The organism is Chromobacterium vaccinii (genome assembly GCF_001855275.1).
Classification (GTDB): domain Bacteria; phylum Pseudomonadota; class Gammaproteobacteria; order Burkholderiales; family Chromobacteriaceae; genus Chromobacterium; species Chromobacterium vaccinii.
In genome coordinates, this window is sequence record NZ_CP017707.1 from 4,465,980 (window position 1) to 4,489,161 (window position 23,182).

Sequence of the window (23,182 nt, forward strand, 5' to 3'; positions counted from 1 at the left end):
CGGAGCCGGGCTTGCGAGACGCAAATGCATATCCGATGCGGTCCCGCCCTTCACGCCTGCCTGATTGTGAAGATCACAGGCGGGCTTTCAGATTCTGGCCTGCTTCAGCATCTTGTCCAGCGTGCCGTCCTGCCGCATCGCATCGAGTCCGCGGTTGAAGTCCTGGATGCGTTTTGCCGCCTGCGGCTGCCGCTTGGCGATGCCCAGGCGCATCGGGTAGACGACGACGGCGGGCGGCAGCCACTCCAGTTTGGGCGCGAGAGCGGCCAGACCGCCGTCCAGCAGGTAATTGGCGACGCCGCGGTCTATCAGCGCCAGGTCGATGTGATGCGCGGCCAGCTTGGCCAGATTGCTGGCGTCGCTCAACGTTTCGTCGGTTTTCAGCCGGGCGGCGTCGAAGGTCTCGGAATTGGCGTAGCCGCGCACAATGCCTATGGTGTAAGGCTTTAGGTCGGCCAGCGTACGGTAGCGGATGTCGTTGTCGCGGCGCTTGAAGAAGCCGATGTGGTTGTCGAGGAAGGCCTGGGAGAACAGGAAGACACGTTGCCGCTCCGGCGTGGTCCACAGTCCGACGATGCCGTCCAGATGGCCGTCGCGCGCCTCGCTGACTGCGCGGGCCCAAGGCAGGTAAATGGTTTTGGCTGAATAGCCGGCGCGGCGGAAAGCTTCGCGGACGATGGCCACCGCCACGCCGCCGTTTGCCATTTGCGACGACATATAGGGCGGATATTCGGAGGCGGCCAGCGCCAGGGCATCGGCGCTTCGCGCCGCGCCGGCGAGGAAGGATAGGGAAACCACAAGCATGAGCGTGTATTTCCAGCTGGCCATCGCCTCCCTCCATGGTTGCCGCCGCGCAAGCGGCTTGGTCTGCGTGATTCGAGTATAACGACAAACCTTGGACGCGCGCGCCGGGCCGGACGGCCTCGCCTGGGACGCGCGCGCGGTATCCTCCTGGCATCTGGATGGCCCGCGGCTGCGGGCGGACATGTCGCCCGGTTTGCTGTCGGCAACCAAGCGGATGCGAGGGCAAGCTCATGATTTGTTGCGGATGGCCAGGCGCGGCGCGCCGGGGTTTGTATAGATATTCCCTGGCCGCGACAGCGGTATGGGCCTCGCTCGGGTGTGGCGGCCGCGCACATGATGAAATGCTGATATTTGCTGGCGGCCCGAGTCGCGTATCCGTTGCGGATTGAGTAAAGAGCCTTCCTTCGCTAAATTCAAGACATACCCTTCTATCGCGCAGATCGCCATGAGCCGCTTCCGCCTGCTGTTCGCCGCGCTGTCCACCGTATTGGCGCTATCGGCGAAGGCTGGCGGATTGCCTGCGCTGGATATCCTGACCGAGGATGATCCGCCGCTCACTTTCAGCCAGAACGGCAAGCCCGCCGGACTGGTGGTCGAGGTGGTGCAGGAGATCCAGCGCCGTGTCGGCAGCCATGATCCCATTACCGTCATGCCCTGGGCGCGGGGCTACCGGCTGGCGCAAACCCAGGAAAACACGGCGCTGTTCAACACCAACCGGATCGCCGAGCGCGAGCGTCTGTTCAAGTGGGTGGGGCCGGTCACCACCACGCTCGGTAGCTTCTTCGTCCGGCGCGACAGCAAGCTCAAGCTGGTTTCGCTGGATGATGCCAGAAAGCTTGGCCAGATTCTGGTGGTGCGCGACTGGTATCTGCAGCTGATGTTGTCGGCGCAGGGGTTTTCCAATCTGAACGCCATCGTCACGCCCAATCAGATGGTGTCGATGCTGATGCATGGCCGGGCAGACGTCATCGCCAGTGAGAACACCACCATGCCCACGCAGCTGAAGCAGCTGGGCTATCAACCCGCCGACGTGCGCAAGGCTTACACCTTCATTCATACTTCGGGCTATATCGCGTTTTCGCCCAAGACTTCCGATGCGGTGGTCAGGGCCTGGCAGCAGGCGCTGGACGATATGAAGCGGGACGGCAGCTTCGCCGCCATCTATCGCCGTTGGCTGCCCGGCGAGCCTGTGCCGGGGCTGACCGGCGAAAAATAGTGCAAGGCGCGTCCGCGGCGCGGGACGCCGTTCGATTTCGACAAGGGAAAACCATGTTCAGCCAGACCGTTTTTTGGCACAGCCTGCTGGGGGCCTTGCTGCTGCCGCCGATTCTCAATCTGCTGCCCATCGTCGCCGGCGCCATGCTGATCCGGCGCTGGCAGCATGTCGGCCGGCTGCTGCTGGCTTTTGGCGTGGCGCTGACTTATCTGCTGTCGATTCCGCAGACGGCGGTGTGGCTGGCGCAGGGCGTGGAGCGCTATCCGCCCATCCGCCCGGCCGATTTGTCGGCGGTGGACGCCATCGTGGTGCTGGGCGGAGGCAAGCGGGCCGCGCCGGAATTCGGCGGCAACGCGCCCAGCGGCGACACGCTGGCGCGGCTGCGCTACGCCGCCTATCTTGCGCGGCACAGCGGCAAGCCGGTGCTGGCGACCGGCGGCGCGCCGTTGGGCGGCGAGCCCGAAGGGGACGTCATGGCGCGCGCGCTGCGCGACGATTACGGCATCCGCGCGCGCTGGGTGGAGGATAAGTCCGACACCACGCTGGACAACGCGCGCTTGTCGGCGGCGATGCTGAAAGCGGATGGCGCGACGCGCGTCGCGCTGGTCAGCCAGGGTTGGCATCTGGCGCGCGCGGTGCCGTTCTTCCAGCGGCAGGGTCTGCAAGTGCTGCCGGCCCCGACTGGCTTCATCCGCTATGAAGGCCCGGGGTACCGGCGCTACATTCCCAGCGGCAAGGCGATGGAAGAGTGCCATGCCTTGCTGCGCGAATATATCGGTTTGCTTTACTACCGCATGAGGCCGGGAGCCTGAGCTTTCCCGGCAATGGCGAGCCGCCGGCGTAAATGTAAGAGCCTTGCCTGGCGAGGCAAGTCTTTTTCCATTTCAACTCAACAACGATGCAGGGCGGTGGAGGATAGCGAGTTCGGACATCCCTATGATTCGTCTGGCAGCGTCTGTGAAGGGCGGCGCAGGCCGGCAAAGATCTTTACGAAGATGGAAACCAGTATCAGCAGTGTCGCCAGCCCCGGCAGCATCAGCAGGCCGCACAGGATGAGGGCGAGCAGGGATAGCAGCGCCAGCCGCCCCCAGCCGACTTCCATCAGCCAATCAACATACAGCCGCCAGTAGATGGCTATCTTGTGGCAGGCGGCGTTGAGGTCTGCCAACGCTTCCGAGTGATTGTGCCGGTTCATGCGATTCTCCCGTGTCTGTGTGTAGCCTGACTTTAGGTTGCGGCTTGGCGCCGCGATACGGGATTGCGACGGAATGCGCCGCGCTGGGGATGGAATGGCGATAGGCGCGATGAACGGGCGGAGAGCATATGGGCTTTCCGCCCGGGATCCTGGACGCGACAGCGCTCAGGCCTGGCTTGCGTTTCAGCCGGGGCGCGCTCGAGCTACTTCGGCGACCGGCACAGCAGCGTGGCGGCGGCGCAGACGCTCAGCGCCAGGCCGAGGTTTTGCGCCAGGCCGGCCAGGCCCAGCATCACGCTCAGCAACAGATAATAGCTGAGGCCGAACAAGGCGCCGGCGGCGCCGGCCTGTTCGCGGTAATGGCGCAGCGCCTGGCTCAGCACATTGGGAATGGCGATGCCGAAGGCGATCACCACGCCGGTGACGGGCAGCAGTATCCATGCCGAATCTCCAAGCAGCCAGGCGGCCAGGCCGGACAGCAGCGCCAGCCGGCAGGCGGCCCGCACCAGCTGCGCCGGCTGCCGTCCGCTTCCCAGCAGCCTGCGGTTCAGCAGGCTGCCCAGCAGCGAGGCTGCGGCCAGCGCCGCGCCGGACCAGCCGAACTGGCTGGGACTCCAGCCCTGGCGCTCGAACAGAAACGGCGCCAGGCTGTAGTAGCTGAACAGCATCGCGTTGAACAACGCCACCAGCATCGCGTTGCGCCACAGCTCGGCGTCGCGCAGCATCCGGCCGGCCAGCCGCGCCATGTCGGGGCGGACCGTTTCGAGCGGGCGGGTTTCCTGCAGCCGCAGCGCCGCCAGCGCCAACAGCGCGAAGGCGAGCAGCAGCAGGGCGGCGAACACGCCTTGGTGGCCGAAATGGCCTGCCAGCCAGCCGCCGCTGACCAGGCCCAGCACCGGGCTCAAGGCCAGCGCCGCCCCCAGCAGCGAGAACACGCGCGCCAGCCGGATCGAATCGTAGCTGTCGCGCAGCATAGTCTGCACCACCACCGAGCCGGCCGCCGCGCCGAGCGCGGAAATCATCCGCGCCAGCAGCAGGGTGTCGAAATCGGGGGCGGCCAGCGCCAGCGCGCAGCCGGCGCCGTAGCAGGCCAGCCCCAACAGCATCGCCGGACGGCGGCCCAGCGCGTCGCTGAGCCAGCCCCACAGCGCGACGCCGGCGGCGAAGGCCAGGAAGTAGACCGACAGCGTTTGCGAAGCGCGCGTCTGGCTGACGCCGAAGGCGGAGGCGATGTCGGTCAGCGCCGGGCTGTAAATGGTTTCCACCAGTTGCGGGAACGTGATCAGCGCCGTCAGCAGCCACAGCGCCGGACGGGTCGTCGTTTTCATTGCTTTTTCCTTTCTTTCTTGACGGCCGCCAGTCTAGAGAAAGGAAAATTGTCTGATTACAATGATAAGGACTTTATCTATTTGAAATCGGACATATGGCTTTGATTTTGGCCGAACAGGAATTCGACGCCGACGGTTTCGACGCGCCGGTGATAGGCATCGCCGCCGACATGGGCCTGCACGATTCCGGCCGCCACTGCCACCGCCGCCACCAGCTGTTGTTCGCCGCCGCAGGCTGCATCACCATTGAGCTGGCGGACACGCTGTGCCTGCTGCCGCCCAGCCGAGCGGCCTGGATTCCGGCCGGCACCGCGCACCGGGTGCTGATGCGCGGCGTGGTCGCCTACCGTTCGCTGTATTTCGCCGCCGAGCTGCCGTTTCCCGCGCCGCCCTTGCAGGTGGTGGAGGTCAATCCATTATTGCGCGAGGTGATAGAGCGGATGGCGTTCTGGCCGTGGGATTGGCCCGTCGAAAAACAGGCCGGCCTGCTGGCGGTGTTCGGCGAAGAATTGCAGGCGGCGCGGGGGGAGAACTGGCGGCTGCCGTTTCCCACCGACGCCAGGCTGGCGGCTTGGCTGGACAGAGTGCATCGCGGCGAGCTGCCGCCGCGGCTGAACCAGCTGGTGGAGCAGGTGGGGGCCAGCGAGCGCACCGTCAGCCGCATCTTCATCCGCGACACCGGCATGAGCTACCAGGCCTGGCGCCAGCAGTGGCGCCTGTTGCGGGCGATGGAGCTGCTGGCCGATGGGACAAGCGCCGGCGAGACGGCGCAGCGGCTGGAGTTCGCCAGCGACAGCGCCTTCATCGCCTTTTTCCGCCAACACACCGGAGAGACGCCGGCGCGTTACGCCCAAGCCTAATCCAGCGTATCCAGGTAGTCGCGCGCCGGCCAGCCGGCGCTGCGCCGCCAGGGCGGGACGAAACCGGCCGGCAGCGGCAGCGGCTCCACGGTGATGGTTTCGCGCTGGCGGCCGTCGGTCGAGCGCAGCGACACCTGCAGCGGCATCTGCCAGCGCTCGCTCCAGCGCAAGGTCTTGCCGGCCTTGCTGTAGACCACGGCGTCCGCGCCGCCGGTTTTCCTGGCGAAGCCGCGCATCTTGGCCATGTCCACCAGCTGGCTGGCTCGCTCCCAGGAGCCGTCGAAGCCGGCGTCGCGCCATTCGCGCGGCTCGACGACGATTCTTTCCTTCTTGGCCGCATGGACGAATTCCACTTTCAGCTCGCCCTTGGCGTCGCGCCAGACGTGGCGCGGCGCGGCGGCGAAATCCAGGTGCTGGTGGCCGTCGTCGTCGTGGCGGTGCGGCGCGCCGGCGTTCAGACGTTCGCGCCAGGCATGTCCGTCCTGGCGCACCCACCGTTCGCTGTAGCGGATGGTTTTCTCGACGCCGTCGGCGCCCTGGCTGATGGTTTCGTAGCGGACGACGGCTTGCAGATCGGGCGGGGCGGCGAGCGCCTGCTGGGCGGCGAGCGCCAGCGCGGCGAGAGACAAGAATTTCATCGATATCTTTCAAAGCGAAGCGCGCGGCCGGGCGGCCGCGCGCGGGAGGGGATTACAGGCCGAGCGCGGATTTCACCAGGCCGAACACCTTGGTGTTGTCCATCACGCCCTTGAAGCCCTTGCTGCCGGCGCCGCCGGACATCAGCATCACGTCGCCGCCGCCGTGGGTTTCGCTGGACAGGCGGATGCCGGTTTCCTGCTGGTAGTCGTCGGCGGTGGCGGCGGCCGAATCCACCGACACGCGGGTCGGCTTGCGGTTGGGGCCGTTGCCGAAGACCAGCGTAGTGTAGACGGCGCCGTCGGCGTCCTTGGCCGGCTGGCCGTCCGAGTAGCCGCGCGCGATGTCGTGGATGGGGTTGCCGCGCTTGGAATAGCCGTTGATGGTCATGGTGTGGTCGTGGTCGGCGGTGACGACCACCAGCGTGTTGTTCAGGTCCACCTTGGCCAATGCGGTCTTGATCGCGTCGTCGAAGGCGACGGCGTCCACCAGCGCGCGCTTGGCGTTGGTGCCGTGCAGCGCGTGGTCGATGCGGCCGCCTTCCACCATCAGCACGTAGCCGTTGCCGTTCTTGGACAGCACGTCTATCGCCGCCGCGGTCATCTGCGCCAGGCTGGGCTGGTCCACCTTGTTCTTGACGCGGTCCAACTCGTATTCCAGGTGGTCCTTGCCGAAGATGCCCACCACGCGGCTGGCGGATTTGGCGTCGAAGGCGGCCAGATCGGCGCCGGTCTGCAGCACCGGATAGCCCTTGGCGGCGAATTCCTGCAGCAGGTTGCGGCCGTCGCCGCGCTTGCCGCCGCTGGCCTTGGGCAGCAGGAATTTGCCGCCGCCGCCCATCAGCACGTCGAGGCCGTTGCCCAGCTTGGCGTTGTAGCCGGCGCCGCCCGGCACCGCCTGGGCGATGATGTCGGATTCAGCGTCGCGGTGGCAAACGTGAGCGTAGGTGGCGGCCGGGGTGGCGTGGGTGACGCGGGTGGTGGTGACCGCGCCGATGGCTTTGCCCTTGGCCTTGGCCAGCTCCAGCAGCGTGGCGGCCGGCGCGCCGTTATTGCTGCCGCAGTTGCCGGTGCCGTCGCTGTTGGGCTCGATGGCGCGGGTGTCGGACGACATCGAGATCACCTCGTTGTTCATCTTCACGCCGGTCATATAGGCCGACATCGACGGCGCGCTGTCGGTGGTCTGCGCGTCATTGGAGAAGGTCTTGATGCGCGCGGTGCGACCAAGCTTCTCCATATTGAGCTTGCCGCTCTCGCCGTACTGGTAGATGCGGGCAGCGGTGACGGTGGCCGGCCCCATGCCGTCGCCGAGAAAAAAGATCACGTTCTTGGCCACGCCGGCGGCGTGGGCGGGGATGGCGGGCAGCGCGGCCAGCACGGCGGCGGCCAGCAGGGTTTTCATCGCGGTTTTCATTTTATTGTTCTCCAATGCGCTTACAGGCCGGCGGCCTTCTTGACCAGACCGAACACTTCGATGTTTTCCAGGAAGCCGTGGATGCTGTCCGCGCCCTGGCCGATGGCGCCGATGTAGACATCAGTGCCGCCATGGGTCTCGCCGCCGGCCGGCATCCGTATCGCCGCCTCCTGGTGGTAGTCGTTGGCCGAGACGGCGTCGTCGGTCAGCGCGGCCGCCGCGCTTCGGGCGCCGGCGACGCGGTTTTCGCCGTTGCCGAAGCCGATGATGGAGTAAGGCATGCCGTCGGCGTCGGTCAGGTTCTTGCCGCTGACGTAATCCTTGGCCAGACCCAGCACGCCCGGATTGCCCGGCGCGGTCTTGCCGGTGCGTTTGGCATAGCCATTCAGCACCAGGGTGTGGTCGTGGTCGGCGGTGACGACGATCAGCGTGTTCTTCAGACCGGGGTCTTTCTGCTGCATCGCGCTGATCGCGGCCTGGATGGCCTGGTCGAAGGCCACGGTGTCCTGCAGCGCCTTCTTGGCGGTGGTTTCGTGCAGGGCGTGGTCGATGCGGCCGCCTTCCACCATCAGGAACATGCCTTGCTTGTCGCTGCGGTTCGCCAGCAGGTTGATGGCCTTGGTGGTCATCTCGGCCAGGCTGGGCTCCTTGTTCGGGTCGCGGTCCAGGTCGTAGCTCATGTGGCTGCTGGTGAACAGGCCGACGGCGCGCTGGGTCTTGGCCGGATCGATGGCGCTGAGCGCGGTTTTGTCGGCGGCGTAGCCGTAGCCCTTGGCCTTCAGCTCCGCCACCAGGTCGCGGCCGTCGGCGCGCTTGCCGCCGGCTGCCTTGGGCAGGAAGAACTGGCGGCCGCCGCCGAACACCACGTCCACGCCGTCCTGCAGCGAGGCGTTGTATTGCGCGCCGCCCGGCACCAGTTGGGCGGCGATGTCGGATTCGGCGTCGCGGTGGCAGACGTGGGAATAGGTGGCGGCCGGGGTGGCATGGGTGACGCGGGTGGTGGTGACCACGCCGGTGGCGCGCTTGCCGGCTTTGGCCAGTTCCAGCAGCGTGGATACCGGCTTGCCGTTGCCGGCGCCGCAGTTGGACGTCAGATCGGCGGTGGGCGATTTGGCCACGGTGTCGGTGGACATCGAGATGACTTCGTTGTTCATCTTGACGCCGGTCATGTAGGCCGACATCGACGGCGCGCTGTCGGTGACCTGGGCGTCGTTGGAGAAGGTCTTGACGAAGCCGGACTCCGGCAGCGTGTCCATCGTCAGCTGGCCGTCCTCGCCGGCGGCGTAGATCCGGGCGGCGGTGCTGGTGGCGATGCCCATGCCGTCGCCGAGGAAGAAAATGACGTTTTTGGCGGCGGCCGCAGCCGGGGGCTGGGCTTCTGCGTTGTCCTGAGAGCGGGGGGCGTTGCCGCCGCCTCCGCTGCTGCAGGCGGCAAGGGCCAGCGCGGCCAGCAGGCCGGCGCCGAGAGTGAAAGTGCGCATCAAGGAATACCTTATTTTAGTAAAAATGCGCACAAATGATATTTTTAAGGTATTTCTGCCAAAATACCAAAATATTAAGATTGGATGACGAAGGGATTCAGCTCTTCCACAGATGGGCGAGGAAGGACACCCGCACCTTGGCCTCGCCGGCATGGCAGGGCGCCGTGACCTTATGCGCCGGCTTGCTGGTGTCCCGCAGCAGCGGCTCTCCGAAGGGCGGGCCGTCGGCGCGGCGTATCGCCGCCACCAGCGGCTCGCTGGGCTTGGCGCCGGCCGAGATCACCACGCAGATTTCCTCGCTGGCGATGCGCACGAAGCTGCCGGGCGGGTAGATGCCCAGTTCCTTGACCAGCATGGTGATGAAGGCCTGATCGAATTCGTTGTCCTTGCGCTGGAAGATCTGCCCCAGCGCGGTGGCCGGCAGCAGCGCCGATCGGTAGCGGCGCGGCAGCAGTTTGGCGCAGGTGATGTCGGCCAGGCGCAGCATGTGCGCCGGGGGCAGGATCTGTTCCCTGGACAGGCCGAAGGGGTAGCCGTTGCCCTGCCAGGACTCGTGGTGGGTCTGCACCAGCGTGTGCCACAGCTGGTCTTCCACCCCTGCCTCCCTGAGGATGGCCGAGCTCATGATCGGGTGGTCGAGCACCGCCCGGCGCTGGTCGTCGTCGAGGCGGGAGGCCTGGCCGAACAGCTCGTTTTGCAGCTCCACCTGAGAGATGTTCATCGTCAACGCCGCGCAGATCAGCGTCTCGCGGTGCTTGGGCGGCAGCGTGATGTGGCGGGTGAAGATGGACAGCAGCGCCGCCGCGTGCAGCGAGTGGGCGACGCTGTATTCGGAAAACGGCACCAGGAAGATGGAAGCGATCAGCGCGTCCGGAAATTTCTCGGCCAGCTGGATCAGCGACTGGGCGATCTCCATCACCTTGGCTTCGAAGTTGCGGGTGACCAGCGCATGGTGGAGCACGCTGCGCACGCGCTGTTGCAGGAAGGCGATGTCCTCGAACAGCGATGGCTTGTGATTGTCGTTGAGATTGGGCTTCTCTACCGGCTTGGCATCGGCCTTGGCTTCGGCGAAGCCCAGGCTGACCAGTTTTTGCTTTTGTTCCGGCGTCAGCACGTAATGGCCCCGCTTGAGCAGCAGGAAACCGCTCTTGGAATAGACGTCCACCGGCAATTCCTTGCCGATGGACAGCATCGATGAAGAAACCTTGGTCGGTTTCTTGCCAGAGTCAACGGTCATGTCGATAGTCGCTTGCGACGTGAAAATTCACAGCATGATAATTCAATGTCATTGCAAGCTGTACTCAATCTCGCTATCGCGGCAACTCGTTCCAGACTTTTTGCAGCCGCTTGACCGAAACCGGGTACGGGGTTTTCAACTCCTGGGCGAACAGGCTGACGCGCAATTCCTCCAGCATCCAGCGGAAGTCCAGCACCGCCGGCGCCGCCTCGCCCTGCTCCTGTTGCTCCGCCACGCGTTGTTCCCACTGCTGCCACAGCTCGCGGATTTCCGCGCCGCGCTGGCCGTCGCGCTGCGGATTGGCCGGCTGCTTGTCCATCCGCATGCTCATCGCCTTCATGTAGCGCGGCAGGTGGGGCAGCTGGCTCCAAGGCGTGGCGGCCAGGAAGCCCTTGTAGACCAGCTTGTCCATTTGCTGTTTTAGCTCATGGCCCAGCTTATGCTTCTGCATTTTATTGCTTAGCGGAACATACTCGGCGGCGATCTGCTGCAGGTACTGCGCCACCGCCTGGATCACCGCCGGCAAACGGGTGCGGGCGCGGTTCTTCTGGTCGTTGAAGGCCTTTTCATTGCGCGGCAGCGCGTCCTCGCCGATGAAGGCGCGGTCGCAGATGGCGGCGATGGCGTCGGCGAGCAGGTCGTCGGCGTTGGCGACCGCGCGCAGCTGCAGGCCGATTTGCGTCATGCCCGGCAGGCCTTTGCCGAGCTGCTTCATCTGCTCTTTCAATTGCAGCTGCAGCAGCTTCACCACGCCCTGGCGGTGATGTCTTTCCGCCACGGCCTGGGTGTCGAACAGGCGGATGGCGACGCGGTCTTCCTCCAGCGTCAGCGCCGGGTAGCCGGTCAGCTGCTGGCGGCCGCGGGCGAACTGTATGCTTTCCGGCAGTTCGCCGAAGTCCCAGGTCTTGACGTCGTCGCGCTCGAATTCGGCGCTGGTGTCGCGGAAGGTCAGCTGCGCCGCCTGGCCGAACTGCTTTTGCAGCGCGGCCAGGTCGCGGCCCATGCCGATCTCCTGCTTGCCGTCGTCGATCACGCGGAAGTTGAACAGCATGTGCTCCGGCAGTTCCTGCTTGTTGAACTCGTCGATGTCCACCTTGACGCCGCCGGTCTCGCGCAGGATGAAGCGCGCCAATTGCGGCGCGATCGGTTGTTGCAGGTCCGGATTGGTCAGCAGGAAGCGGGTGATGAAATCCGGCACCGGCACGCAGCAGCGGCGGATCTGCTTGGGCAGGCCCTTGATCAGCTGCTGCAGCTTGTCGCGCAGCATGCCCGGCACCAGCCATTCGAAGGGCCCCGGCGTCAGGCGGTTCAGGATGGCCAGCGGCACGTCGATGGTGACGCCGTCCAGCGGGTGTTTCGGCTCGAAGCGGTAGCGCAGCTTCAGCTTGCCGTCCTCCAGCTCCAGCCACTCCGGGAACTGGTTTTCGGTCACGTGCTGGGCGGCGTGGCGCATCAGCTCTTCGCGGGTCAGGTGCAGGAGCTTGGGCTCGGCTCTTTCCGCTTCCTTGCGCCAGGCTTCGAAGCTGGCGGCGTCCACTACCTCGGCCGGGATGCGTTCGCTGTAGAAGGCGTACAGCGCTTCCTCGTCCACCAGCACGTCCTGGCGGCGCGCCTTGTGCTCCAGTTGCTCCACCTCGCGGATCAGCTGCTGGTTGCGTTGGAAGAAGGGCGCGTTGCTGACGTATTCCATATTCACCAGCGCGCCGCGGATGAACAGCTCGCGCGCTTCTTCCGGCGCGATGCGGCCGTAGCTGACGGCTCGGCGCGGGATCAGCGTCAGGCTGTACAGCGTGACGCGCTCGCTGGCCACCACTTCGCCGCGGTTCTTTTCCCAATGCGGTTCGAAGTAGTGGTACTTCACCAGATGCGGCGCCAGCTTTTCCACCCATTCCGGCTCGATCTTGGCCACGCAGCGGGCGTAGAGGCGGGTGGTCTCCACCAATTCGGCCGCCACCAGCCACTTGGGCTTGGCCTTCTTCAGGCCGGAGCCGGGGAAGACGTGGAAGGCGACGCCGCGCGCGCCCTGGTAGTCGTCGCCTTCCTGGTTTTTCATGCCGATATTGCCGATCAGGCCGGTCACCAGCGCCTTGTGCAGGTTCTCATAGGCCACGGCGTCCAGTTGCTGGCGTTTCTTGGCCGACATCTGCGCGTCAGGCTGCTCGGCGTCGGCGTGGGCCTCGTCGCGGGTGATCAAGCCCAGTTCGCTGGCGATCTCGGCCAGCTGCGCGTGCAGCTCGCGCCACTCGCGCATGCGCATATACGACAGAAAGTGGTCGTGGCAGGCGTTGACCAGCTGGCGGTTGGTCTTCTTGTTCTTCAGCGCGTCGGCGAAGAAATCCCATAGGTGCAGGAAGGACAGGAAGTCCGACTTTTCGTCATTGAAGCGCGCCTGGGCCTTTTCGGCGGCGTCGCGGGCTTCGAACGGCCGCTCGCGCGGGTCCTGTATCGACAGCGCGGCGGCGATGATCAGCACTTCGCGCGCGCAGTGGAAGTCGCGGCCGGCGAGCAGCAGGCGGCCCACTTTCGGGTCCACCGGGATGCGCGCCAGCTCCTTGCCCACCGGGGTGAGCTCGCCCAGCTCATTGACTGCGCCCAGTTCGGTCAACACCTGGTAGCCGTCGGCCACCAGGCGGCTGGACGGCGCTTCCAGGAAGGGGAACTCGTCCACCTTGCCCAGCCGCAGCGCCGCCATGCGCAGGATCACCGCCGCCAGGTTGGAGCGGACGATTTCCGGGTCGGTGAAGGCCGGGCGGGCGTTGAAGTCGTCCTCGGCGTACAGGCGCACGCAAATGCCGGACTCGACGCGGCCGCAACGGCCGGCGCGCTGGCGGGCGGCCGCCTGCGACACCTTCTCCACCTGCAATTGCTCCACCTTGGCGCGCGGGCTGTAGCGGTTGATGCGCGCCAGGCCGGTGTCGATCACGTATTTGATGCCGGGCACCGTCAGCGAGGTTTCCGCCACGTTGGTGGCCAGCACGATGCGGCGTCCGCCGGACGGTTTGAAGATCTTCTGCTGGTCCTCGTTGGACAGCCGGGCGAACAGCGGCAGGATCTCGTAGCCGCGGATGCCGGACTTGCGCAGCTTTTCCGCGGTCTCGCGGATTTCGCGCTCGCCGGGCAGGAACACCAGCATGTCGCCGGGCCCCTGGCGCGACAGCTCGTCCGCCGCGTCGACGATGGCGTCCTCCATCTCCATCTCGCGCTCGTCTTCGTCGCGCTGCTTCAGCGGCCGGTAGCGCACTTCCACCGGATAGGTGCGGCCGGACACCTCGATCACCGGCGCGCCATCGAAATGCCTGGAGAAGCGGTCGGCGTCGATGGTGGCGGAGGTGATGATGATCTTCAGGTCCGGGCGGCGCGGCAGCAGCTGCTTCAGATAGCCCAGCAGGAAGTCGATGTTCAGGCTGCGCTCGTGCGCCTCGTCGATGATGATGGTGTCGTACGCTTCCAGGTAGCGGTCGGTTTGCGTCTCCGCTAGCATGATGCCGTCGGTCATCAGCTTGATCACCGATTTTTCAGACAGTTTGTCGGTGAAGCGCACCTTGAAGCCGACATGCTCGCCCAGCTGCGAACCCAGCTCTTGCGCGATCCGCGTCGCCACCGAGCGCGCGGCCAGCCGGCGAGGCTGGGTGTGGCCGATCAGGCCGAACACGCCGCGGCCCAGCTCCAGGCAGATCTTGGGGATCTGCGTGGTTTTGCCGGAGCCGGTCTCGCCGCAGATGATCACCACCTGGTTCTTGTCGATCGCGCTCTTGATGTCGGGCAGCTTCTGGTTGACCGGCAGCGCGTCGTCGAACTGGGGCTTGGGCAGGTGCGCGCGGCGCGCGTCGGCGCGGCTGCGCGAACGCTCCACCTGGCCGGCGATGTCCGCCAGCAGCTTGTCGGCGAGCTGATTCTTCTTCAGCCGGTCGCCGGCGTCGGCGAGCTTGCGGCGTAGCAGGTGGCGGTCGCGGATCAGGCAGCAGGACAGGGCGGATTTCAGGTCGGAGAGGCGGGCGGCAGGAGTCATCGGCTAAAGAACGGAGAATTGCGGAAAGCGCCGATTATAGCAGAGCGGGCGGCGGCGAGCCGCCCGCGCTTGGCATCAGGCCTCGGCCTCTTCCTCGCGGATTTCCCAGCGCGGGAACGGATCATCCAGCGTGTCCCAGGCGGCCATGCCGCCGGCCAATTCGGCATCGTTCAGCAGACAGGCGTCGAAGCCGGCCGTCAGCGCCTGCCGGTCCATGTCCATGCCGATCAGCACCAGCTCCTGCTGGCGGTCGCCGAACGGTTCGGCCCAGCGCGAGCGGATCAGCGCCAGGCTGTCTTCGTCCTGGGGCCATTCCGCGCGCTCCAGCGCCGCCCACCACAAGCCGGCGCAGGAATGGCGGGCCACCGCGCCAGCCTGCGACCACAAGGCGGCGAACTGCGGCCGGCTGGCCAGCCAGAAATAGCCTTTGGAGCGCACCACGCCGGGCCATTCCTGCCGCATCCATTGCCACAGCCGCTGCGGATGGAAGGGACGGCGCGCGCGGTAGACGAAGCTGCTTATGCCGTAGGCCTCGGTTTCCGGCACATGCTCGCCGCGCAGTTCGGCCAGCCAGCCCGGCGCCTCGGCCGCGGCGTCGAAGTCGAAGCGGCCGGTGTTTAGCACCCTGTCCAGCGGCACGCGGCCGAACTCGCTGCGCACGATGTCGGCGCGCGGGTTCAGCGAGCGCAGGATGCCCTCCAGCTCGGCCAGCGCTTCGGCGCGGATCAGGTCGGTCTTGTTCAGCACGATGACGTCGCAGAACTCCACTTGTTCGATCAGCAGATCCACCACGGTGCGCTCGTCTTCCTCGCCCAGGCTGGCCTGGCGGTCGGTGAGGCTGTCGCGCGAGGCGTAGTCGCGCAGGAAATTGCAGGCATCCACCACCGTCACCATGGTGTCCAGCCGCGCCAGATCGGCCAGGCTGCGGCCATCGTCGTCGCGGAAAGTGAAGGTTTCCGCCACCGGCAGCGGCTCGGAGATGCCGGTGGATTCGATCAGCAGGTAGTCGAAGCGGCCTTCCGCCGCCAGGCGGCGGATTTCCAGCAGCAAATCCTCGCGCAGCGTGCAGCAGATGCAGCCATTGCTCATCTCCACCAGCTTTTCCTCGGCGCGCGACAACTGGGCGCCGCCTTCGCGCACCAGGCGGGCGTCGATATTGACTTCGGACATGTCGTTGACGATCACCGCCACCCGCTTGCCTTCGCGGTTGGCCAGAATGTGGTTCAGCAGCGTGGTCTTGCCGGCGCCGAGAAAGCCGGACAGCACCGTTACAGGCAGCATGTTCATGTTTTGACTCCTTGTTTGCGGGGAGGGGGCTAGCACACGGCGTCCAGCGCCAGCAGCACCCGGGGCTCGCCCGGCGCAGGGGCCGGCGAGCGATGGATGGCGCCGCCGTTGGCTCCAGGCCATCCGGCGCCTTTCAACAGCAGCACCGAAAACGGCAGCGCCCGGCCGATGGCGGCGGCGTCGCGCACTAGGCCTGACTGCGTGTCGACGCCCAAGCGGGCGCGGTCGGCGGCGGCGTCGGGCAGCCACTCGGTGCCGGGGCCCTGATAGCAGCACAGCAGGCGCAAGCCGATCCGGTCGACGTGAAAGCGCGGGCACATCGCGCCGCTCAGCACTTCCAGCCGCGCGCCGACGCGGTCGCAACCGGTCAGCGTGGCGTACAGATCACACAGCCAGGCGATATCGGCGTAGAGCGCTTCGCGGCCGGGCAGGTCGGCCAGCGGCGCGTCGACGGCCTCGCCGGGCGTCAGCACGCGCCGCCAGCCCAGGCCTGGCAAGCCGTCGCGTCCGGCGCGGCACAGATAGCCAGCGATGTCGGCTATCGGCGGACGACGGTACAGGCAGAGTTCGACGTTGGGGTCGAAGATGGCGGCGAGATCGGCCAGATTGTCGGAAAGACGAGCGCTTGCGTATCGGTTGGCGGCGATGGTCATCTCGGTCAGGTCGTGGGAATTTTGAGATGTTATATCATTGCATTGAATATAAAGAAAGTTATAACATAACATTTTCTGCATCAATAATTGAGCCGAATAGGCATCCCTAGCGCGCGTCCAGCGCCTCCGTGAGCCGCCGCGCCAGCGCGGGCGCCTGCTCGGCCGGCACATTGGCGAAGCCCAGCAGCAGAGCCGGAGGATGGCCGCATTCCAGGCTGAAGGCGGACAGCGGCTGGCCCGCCAATCCGCTGGCGCTCAGGCGCGCCGCCGCCGCGCGGTCGTCTTCGCCGTCGGGCAGCCAGGCGGTCAGTTGCAGGCCGACCGCCTGGCCGTCCAGCCGCAGCCGCGCGCCGCATTCGGCTTGCAGGGCGGCGGCCAGCGCGGCGCGGCGCTGGGCGTAGAGCGCGCGCATCCGCTTGATGTGGCGGGCGAAGTGCCCCTGGCTGAGAAAATCGGCCGCTGTGGCCTGATCAAGGATGGATGGCGCGGGGGAGAGCAGATTGCAGGCCTCGGCGAAGCGCGCCGCCTCGCTGGCGGGCGTCACCAGATAGCCCAGGCGCAGACCGGGAAACAGGGTCTTGCTGAAGCTGCCGATGTAGAGCACCCGGCCGGAATGGTCCAGGCTTCTCAAGGCGGGCAGCGGCGGGCCGTCGTAGCGGAATTCGCCGTCGTAGTCGTCTTCGACGATCCAGGCTTGCCGCCGCGCGGCCCAGTCCAGCAGCTCGAGCCGGCGCGGCAGCGACAGGGCCACGCCCAGCGGCGAATGGTGGGAGGGCGTGCAGTAGGCCATCCGCGCGTCGGGTTCGCGGCGGATCGCCTCGTCCACTTGTAATCCATCGCTATCCACCGGCGCAGGCGCAAGCCTGGCGCCGGCCAGCCGCAGCGCGCCGCTGGCGCGGAAGTAGCCGGGGTCCTCCATCCAGACCGGGTCGCCGGGGCGCAGCAGGGTGCGGACCGCCAGCCCCAGCGCGGCCTGGAAGCCGCTGGTGATGAATATCTGATCTGCGGAGCACTGGATGCCGCGAAACAGGGCCAGGTGGCGGACGATGGCCTCGCGCAGCGGCGGATAGCCCGCGGGGTCGGGATAATTCAGCCCCGCCAGCGACAAGGCCCTGGCGCGGCGGCCGGCAAGCCGCGCCCACAGCTTGCGCGGGAAGGCGTCCAGCGCGGGCAGCCCGAGCTGGAAGGGGCGCGGCGGGGCGGGCTCGGGCGAGTCGGCCAGGACTGGCTTCGGACCGGTTGCCGAGGGGGGCGATGGATCGGGGCGTCGGGCCTCCAGTTGGGGATGGACCACGGTGCCGGCGGCGGCGCGGCTGAGCAGAAAGCCTTCCGCCAGCAATTGGCCGTAGGCCTGGTCGACGGTACCGCGCGAGATGCCGAGGTCGGCGGCCAGCACCCGCATGGCCGGCAGGCGGGCGCCCGGCGGCAGCTGGCCGGCCAGGATGGCTTCGCGGATGCGCAGATAGAGCTGGCGATGCAGCGGCGACGCGTGGCCGCGCAGCAATTCGAACTGGAGGGCGTCGGAAATCATGGCCTACTCGTTTTGACGATTTTTGGCTCTCAGCATTGTACCATCCCGCCGGTATCTTGCCGGGTAGCCAAATGACCGCCAACCGACAAGGAATGCCGATGAACCATGCCGACGCCGTATACCGCGCCCAGACCTTCCGCCGCCTGCATCAGGGCTCAACGCCGCTGTTGTTGCCCAATGTCTGGGACGCCTTGAGCGCCCGGGTGTTCGAGCAGGCCGGCTTCCCCGCACTGGCCACCAGCAGCGCCGCGGTAGCGTGGTCGCTTGGCTACCGCGACGGCGGCGAGCTGCCGCGGGAGGAGCTGCTGGCCGCCGTCTCCCGCATCGCCAGGGTGCTGAAGGCGCCGTTGAGCGTGGATCTGGAAGACGGCTACGGCGATGCGCCGGCCGGAGTGGCGGACACCGTCGCCGGGGCGATCCGCGCCGGCGCGGCGGGCGTCAATCTGGAGGACGGCCGTTACGACGCCGCTGGCCGCTTCTCGCTGCGCGGCGCGGACGAGATGCGCGAACGCCTGCAGGCCGCCCGCGCCGCCGCGGACGCGCTGGAGGTGCCCATCTTCATCAATGCCCGCACTGACCTGTTCCTGCATGGCGAAGGCCCGGCCGAAGCCCGTTTCGACGAGACGCTGGCGCGGGCGCGGCTGTATCTGGACAGCGGCGCCGACGGCGTCTTCCCCATGGGCCTGTCCGATCCCGCGCTGCTGGCGCAGCTGTGCGACGCCGTGCCGGCGCCGGTCAATGCCGCCGCGATGCCCGGTTTGCCGGGCCTGGCCGAGCTTTCCGCGCTGGGCGTGGCGCGCGTCAGCACCGCCATCGGTCCGGCGCTGGTGGCGATGCAGGCCTTGGGCCGGACTGCGACGGCGCTGCGGGACGTGGGCGACCTGTCGGCCTTGGGCGCTCTGATTTCCTATTCAGACGTCCAGGCGCTGTTCGCGCCGCGCGGCTGACCCGAATCCTTTCAAGAATCTTATAGGAGCATTGAATATGTCCCGTTTCATCGATTACCCGACCCTCGCGCCGCAAGGCTATCAGGCCCAGGCAGGGCTGGAGCGCTACATCCGCGGCTGCGGCCTTGATCACGCCTTGCTTGAGCTGGTGAAGACCCGCGTGTCGCAGCTGAACGGCTGCGCCTTCTGCATCGACATGCATACCAAGGACGCGCGCGCCGCCGGCGAAACCGAGCAGCGCTTGTACCTGCTGTCGGCCTGGCGCGAGGCGTCGTGCTACACCGAGCGCGAGCGCGCCGCGCTGGCCTGGGCCGAGGCGCTGACGCTGGTGGCCGCAGGGCATCCGGAAGAAGCGCTGCGGACCGAACTGGCGCGGCATTTCGACGACAAGGAAGCCGTCGATCTGACCTGGGCCATCGTCGCGATCAATGGCTGGAACCGCGTTTCCATCGGCTGCAGCACGCAGGCGGGAGGGTATCAGCCGGGCCAGTACGCGCTCTGAAGCCCGTCTGTCCGGAGTTTAAAGAGGCCTGTGCTATCGGCGGCGCAGGCCTTTTCCGCGTCAGAACGCGTAGCTCAGGCCCACGCCCGCGTTGAGATGGAAGCGGGTGCCGCCCAGGTCGTGGTCCAGCTTCTGCTGCGCCGCGGCCAGGTCCGACGCGGCGATGCCGCCGGCCGGATTCAGCGTGGCTTTGCCGCCGAAGCGCAGTTGCGCCCCCAGATCGGCGGTGACGCGCCAGCGGGGCGCCGCCGGCAGCGTGAAATCCCAGCCCGCGCCTAGGTACGCGCCCAATTGCCGGTATTCCACCTTGCCGTTCAGCGAACCGATGGCCGATGCGGCGTAGACGTTGCCGTTGAGGGGGTAATTGCCCGCGCCGTTGGCCGAGAACGCCAGGTCGTCCCGCGGCTTGCCGGACAGCAGCAGCCCGCCAGTCAGGCGGAAGCCGCTGCCGCGCGCCGGGCGCCAGTCCAGGCTGGCGGCCAGCCCGGGGTTGGCCCGGGATTTCAGCTGGTAGGACGAGCCGTCCAGGCTCTTGTCTTGCTGGTAGCGGAAGGTGTCGGCGATGCCGACGCGCAGGTCCAGATCGTCGTTCAGCGCGTAGCCGACGCCCAGCTCGGCGCCGGTGCCTATCTTGCCGTAGCCGAAGCTGTCCGCGGCGCGGGCGGCGGGAAGGTGCAGCGACAGCAGCGCCAAGGCGGCCAGGGCGGAATGCCGTTTCATTTTGTCGTCCTTTGTCGGATGGGCGGCCGTGGGGCCGGATGCCGCATTGTCGGCGGGCCGGGGCGGGGCGCGCATGTGCCGGAAGATAGAGGCCGCGGACATGACTAACGGCACTGTCGGGCCGATCGGCGCGGCGGCATGCTTGGCCGGATCGAGACGGGAGGCCTGCATGCTGGATGGGTTGAGATGGGCGGTGCGCTCGCTGGCGCGTACGGAGTGGGAAATGGGGGGCGGATGCCGGCGGCATGGCGTCGGCCTTGTGCTACGCTGTCGGCTGCTGCGCGGCCCTGGCCGCGCTGATCCCTCTCATGCGCCGGAATGTCGATCCAATGTCCGCTTTGCTCAACGCCGCCGTGGGCCGTCCCGGCCTGTTTCGCCGCGCCCTGTTGCTGGCCTGCCTGCTGATGATGGCGGCCGGCGCGATCGACCTCGCGCAAGCGCCTGCGCCGCTGTTGAACGCCCAGGCCGACGCCTGGCTGTGGCCGGCGCGGCTGGCGCGGGTCCTTTCCGGCTGGCTGGCCTTGCCGGATGCGGCGCTGCTGGTGTTCGCCGGCCTGATCGCGCTGTTCATGCTGTCTCTTTGGCGCTGCTTGCGCGACCAGGGGCCGCCGGCGCGTTTATGGCCATGGCTGGCGGCGCAGATGCTGATCGCCGCGGCGCTGGAGGCGTTGACCGAGCCTGGCCTTGGCTACCTGGTGGCGGCGGAGCTGGCTTTCCTGTGGCCGTGGCGCGCGGCGGCGGCGGGCTCCTTGCTGCAGGCGGCGCTGATCGACGCGGCCTTGCTGCCTTACCTGGCGCGGGTGGGCGACGGCCACCCGGCCTGCAATCTGCCAGGCGCCTTGCCGCCGCCGTTCTGGGTCATGGCGGCGCTGGATTGGCTGCAAGGGCTGGTGTTCCAGGCCTTCGCTTTTTGCGTCGGCTACGGCTGGGCCGAGGCGCGGCGCGGCAGCCGGCGGCAGGAAGCCGCCAATGCCGAACTGCAGGCTACCCAGTTGCTGTTGACTGAGGCGGTGCGTGGCGCCGAGCGCGCCCGGATCGCCGATGGCCTGAGGTTGCTGGCGGCGGATCAGCTGGCGGGTTTGCAGCTGCAGTTGCGCCTGGTTCGGGCGCAGCCGGGAGACGCGGCGGACGGCGACATCGACGCCGCCTGCGAAGCGGCGAGGCTGCTGGGGGAGGAGCTGCGCGCCGCCGGCAGGCCGGAAGCAGCCGTCCCGTTCGATTTGCCAGGCGCGCTGGCCACGCTGTGCCGCGGCATTCCGTCGCCGGCAGTCAGGCTGGACATCGCCGACGGGCTGATCCTGGACGAGCCGGCGCTGGCCCATGCGGTTTTCCGCTGCGTGCAGGAGGCCTTGAGCAATGCCTTGCGGCATTCCGGCGCCGCGAGGGCCACAGTGAGGCTGGAGCCGGCGCGCGGCGGCGTGGCGGTCACGGTCAGCGACAACGGCCGCGGGCTGGGCGCGGCGGTGGCGGAACCGATCGGCCATGGCCTGGCCGGCATGCGCGAGCGGGTGGAGGGAAGGGGCGGCACGCTGGACATCCTGTCGCCGCAGGCGGGCGGCTGCTGCCTGCGCGTCTGGCTACCGCTGGCGGGAGGCGAGCGATGAGGCGGGGCGCGTCGCCATCGCCGCTGGCACTGTTTCGCGCGGTCGCGCTGCTGTCCTGCCTGGCGCTGTGGCTGCGGCAAGCGCTGCCGCTGGCATGGCTGGGCCAGGGGGGCTTGTCCCATCTGCATCAGCGCTTGCTGCTGCTGCTGGGGCCTGCCGAGAAGTTGTGGCTGGCGCAGGCGGCCTACGGGGTGGGCTTCGCGGGGTTCGGCTGGATGCTGTGGCGCTGCGCCGCCGCGGGCGGGAAAACGCCGCGGCCGGCGGCGAGGGCCGTCTTGGTGGCGGGCCAGGTCGCGCTGGCGCTGCTGGTCGACGACAAGCTGCTGTACCTGACGGCGGCCGAACTGGCGCTGTTGCTGTCCTGGCGGGCCGCCTGGACGGCGCTGGGCGCGCAGCTGGCTTTGATGGCGCTGGCTTGCGCCTGGCAGGCGCAGCGTCTGGATGGGAACGAGCTGGTCTGCAATGTCAGCGGCTCCGAGGTCCAGACCCCGCCGTTGGAGCGGCAGCGGGGACAGTTATGGCTGGATGCGGCGCTGGGCGGCGGTTTTCAGCTGCTGACATTCGGCGTGGGCTGCCTGGGCGCGACCGAGCGCCGGCGGAGGGAGCGGCTGGAGGCCATCCATGCCAGCCTGCTGGCCGCGCGGCAATTGCTGGCCGGCGCCGCGGGCAATTGCGAACGCTTGCGAGTGGCGCGCGAGCTGCACGACGGCATGGGCCATCATCTTTCCGCTCTGAATCTGCAACTGGAGCTGATGCTGAGGCGCGGCGCAGGCAAGGCCGAGCCTCCGCTGCGGGAGGCGCGGCAGGCGGCGCGGCAACTGCTGGCCGAGGTGAGGTCCATGGTCGGCGCGGAGCGCAGCGGACGGGCCGCGCCCTTGCAGGCCGCGTTGCGCCGCCTGTGCGAGGGGCGGCGGATAGAAGCCGACATCGCGCCATTGGCGGTATCGGACGAGTTGGCCTGGCGGGTGTTCGCGGCGGCGAGGGAGGGATTGGACATGCTGGGCGATCGCCCGGGCAGGCTGAGCCTGTCCGGCACGGACGACGGCGGCGCGGCGCTGAGCCTGGGCCGATTGGATGGAAAGGACGAGGGATGGACGAAGGTGTTTCGGGAAGCCGAAGCGTGATCCGCGTCGGCGTAGTGGACGATCAGGCCTTGGTGCGCAGCGGCGTGCGCGGTCTGCTGGAACTGACCGGCGACATCCAGGTGGCGCTGGAGGCCGCCGACGGCGCCGAGGCGCTGGAACGGCTGGCTGTTTTTCGGCCCGATGTGTTGTTGCTGGATGTGAGGATGCCCGGCATGTCGGGCATCGAGCTGCTGAGGGCGCTGAATGACCGCGGCGGCGCGCCGCCCACCATACTGTTGACCACCTTCGACGACGACGAGGCCCTGCTGGCCGGCATGCGCGCCGGCGCTAGGGGATTTCTATTGAAGGACATCTCGCTGGAGCGGCTGGCCGACGCAGTGAGGCGGGCCGAGGCTGGGGAGACGCTGTTCCGCCCGGGCCTGACCGAGCGGGTGCTGGCCGGCGTGCGCGGCGGCGGCGACTTCCCGAAGCTGGACCTGCTGGAGCGGCTGACCGGCCGCGAGGTGGAAGTGCTGGCGCTGATGGCTGGCGGCTTCAACAACCGCGAAATCGCCGACGCGTTGGGGCCGAGCGAAGGCACGATCAAGAATCACGTCTCCAGCATCCTGTCCAAGCTCGGTGTCCGCGACCGGGTGCGCGCGGTGCTGCGCGGGCTGGAGCTGGGCTATATCTGA

Annotated in this window: 20 protein-coding genes; 8 read left to right on the top strand and 12 right to left on the bottom strand. The window is 67.5% G+C overall.

What is annotated here, in order from left to right:
* Nucleotides 1–87: 87 nt before the first annotated feature.
* Nucleotides 88–804, bottom strand: coding sequence for a substrate-binding periplasmic protein (locus BKX93_RS20705; protein ID WP_046168470.1), 717 nt, complete (start codon nt 802–804; stop codon nt 88–90).
* A gap of 445 nt (nt 805–1,249) precedes the next feature.
* Between BKX93_RS20705 and BKX93_RS20710 the strand changes: the two genes are divergently transcribed.
* Complete coding sequence (locus BKX93_RS20710; RefSeq protein WP_021478330.1) at nt 1,250–2,020, top strand: substrate-binding periplasmic protein; 771 nt, start codon at nt 1,250–1,252, stop codon at nt 2,018–2,020.
* A 53-nt stretch (nt 2,021–2,073) separates the two neighbouring features.
* On the top strand, nt 2,074–2,832 hold the full coding sequence (locus BKX93_RS20715; RefSeq protein ID WP_070981173.1) for a YdcF family protein: 759 nt from the start codon (nt 2,074–2,076) through the stop codon (nt 2,830–2,832).
* A gap of 122 nt (nt 2,833–2,954) precedes the next feature.
* Here the strand turns inward: BKX93_RS20715 and BKX93_RS20720 are convergent, their stop codons facing one another.
* Nucleotides 2,955–3,215, bottom strand: coding sequence for a hypothetical protein (locus tag BKX93_RS20720; protein WP_070981174.1), 261 nt, complete (start codon nt 3,213–3,215; stop codon nt 2,955–2,957).
* Between the two features lie 203 nt (nt 3,216–3,418).
* Complete coding sequence (locus tag BKX93_RS20725) at nt 3,419–4,543, bottom strand: multidrug effflux MFS transporter (RefSeq protein ID WP_070981175.1); 1,125 nt, start codon at nt 4,541–4,543, stop codon at nt 3,419–3,421.
* Between the two features lie 95 nt (nt 4,544–4,638).
* Here BKX93_RS20725 and BKX93_RS20730 point away from each other — a divergent pair, with 95 nt between their 5' ends.
* Nucleotides 4,639–5,403 (top strand): AraC family transcriptional regulator, encoded by a 765-nt coding sequence (locus BKX93_RS20730; protein ID WP_070981176.1) that lies wholly within the window; start codon nt 4,639–4,641, stop codon nt 5,401–5,403.
* Here BKX93_RS20730 and BKX93_RS20735 read toward each other — a convergent pair.
* The 8 genes from BKX93_RS20735 to pdxR all read right to left on the bottom strand — a co-directional run bounded on the left by BKX93_RS20735 (nt 5,400) and on the right by pdxR (nt 17,650).
* Complete coding sequence (locus BKX93_RS20735; RefSeq protein WP_070981178.1) at nt 5,400–6,041, bottom strand: hypothetical protein; 642 nt, start codon at nt 6,039–6,041, stop codon at nt 5,400–5,402. The genes BKX93_RS20730 and BKX93_RS20735 overlap by 4 nt on opposite strands.
* Nucleotides 6,042–6,093: 52 nt before the next feature.
* Entirely contained in the window at nt 6,094–7,452 is a 1,359-nt protein-coding gene (locus tag BKX93_RS20740) for an alkaline phosphatase (protein ID WP_070981180.1), read from the bottom strand.
* 20 nt (nt 7,453–7,472) lie between these two features.
* On the bottom strand, nt 7,473–8,933 hold the full coding sequence (locus BKX93_RS20745; RefSeq protein WP_070981182.1) for an alkaline phosphatase: 1,461 nt from the start codon (nt 8,931–8,933) through the stop codon (nt 7,473–7,475).
* A gap of 97 nt (nt 8,934–9,030) precedes the next feature.
* Nucleotides 9,031–10,170: an HD-GYP domain-containing protein gene (locus BKX93_RS20750; protein ID WP_046157859.1), complete on the bottom strand. Its 1,140-nt coding sequence runs from the start codon at nt 10,168–10,170 to the stop codon at nt 9,031–9,033.
* Nucleotides 10,171–10,243: 73 nt separating this feature from the next.
* Nucleotides 10,244–14,179, bottom strand: a complete 3,936-nt coding sequence (gene hrpA, locus BKX93_RS20755; protein ID WP_070981184.1) for an ATP-dependent RNA helicase HrpA — start codon at nt 14,177–14,179, stop codon at nt 10,244–10,246.
* A 75-nt stretch (nt 14,180–14,254) separates the two neighbouring features.
* Nucleotides 14,255–15,466, bottom strand: a complete 1,212-nt coding sequence (gene zigA, locus BKX93_RS20760; RefSeq protein WP_070981186.1) for a zinc metallochaperone GTPase ZigA — start codon at nt 15,464–15,466, stop codon at nt 14,255–14,257.
* A gap of 29 nt (nt 15,467–15,495) precedes the next feature.
* Entirely contained in the window at nt 15,496–16,119 is a 624-nt protein-coding gene (locus tag BKX93_RS20765; protein ID WP_046157857.1) for a DUF1826 domain-containing protein, read from the bottom strand.
* A gap of 106 nt (nt 16,120–16,225) precedes the next feature.
* Nucleotides 16,226–17,650, bottom strand: coding sequence for a MocR-like pyridoxine biosynthesis transcription factor PdxR (pdxR, locus tag BKX93_RS20770; protein WP_070981187.1), 1,425 nt, complete (start codon nt 17,648–17,650; stop codon nt 16,226–16,228).
* 98 nt (nt 17,651–17,748) lie between these two features.
* Here pdxR and BKX93_RS20775 point away from each other — a divergent pair, with 98 nt between their 5' ends.
* Together BKX93_RS20775 and BKX93_RS20780 are read left to right on the top strand one after the other, a co-directional pair.
* Nucleotides 17,749–18,597, top strand: coding sequence for an isocitrate lyase/PEP mutase family protein (locus BKX93_RS20775; RefSeq protein WP_070981189.1), 849 nt, complete (start codon nt 17,749–17,751; stop codon nt 18,595–18,597).
* 37 nt (nt 18,598–18,634) lie between these two features.
* The gene (locus BKX93_RS20780; protein WP_070981191.1) at nt 18,635–19,099 is read left to right on the top strand and encodes a carboxymuconolactone decarboxylase family protein; all 465 of its coding nucleotides are present in this window, start codon (nt 18,635–18,637) and stop codon (nt 19,097–19,099) included.
* Nucleotides 19,100–19,159: 60 nt separating this feature from the next.
* Here BKX93_RS20780 and BKX93_RS20785 read toward each other — a convergent pair whose 3' ends face one another.
* Nucleotides 19,160–19,819, bottom strand: coding sequence for a hypothetical protein (locus tag BKX93_RS20785; protein ID WP_145929356.1), 660 nt, complete (start codon nt 19,817–19,819; stop codon nt 19,160–19,162).
* A 329-nt stretch (nt 19,820–20,148) separates the two neighbouring features.
* On the opposite strand from BKX93_RS20785, the gene BKX93_RS20790 reads away from it, so the two are divergent.
* The 3 genes from BKX93_RS20790 to BKX93_RS20800 are packed head-to-tail and all read left to right on the top strand — an operon-like array spanning nt 20,149 to nt 23,182.
* Nucleotides 20,149–21,423, top strand: coding sequence for a sensor histidine kinase (locus tag BKX93_RS20790; RefSeq protein WP_145929357.1), 1,275 nt, complete (start codon nt 20,149–20,151; stop codon nt 21,421–21,423).
* Nucleotides 21,420–22,547, top strand: coding sequence for a sensor histidine kinase (locus BKX93_RS20795; RefSeq protein ID WP_070981196.1), 1,128 nt, complete (start codon nt 21,420–21,422; stop codon nt 22,545–22,547). The genes BKX93_RS20790 and BKX93_RS20795 overlap by 4 nt, the downstream gene beginning before the upstream one ends.
* Nucleotides 22,514–23,182, top strand: a complete 669-nt coding sequence (locus tag BKX93_RS20800; protein WP_244887201.1) for a response regulator — start codon at nt 22,514–22,516, stop codon at nt 23,180–23,182. The genes BKX93_RS20795 and BKX93_RS20800 overlap by 34 nt, the downstream gene beginning before the upstream one ends.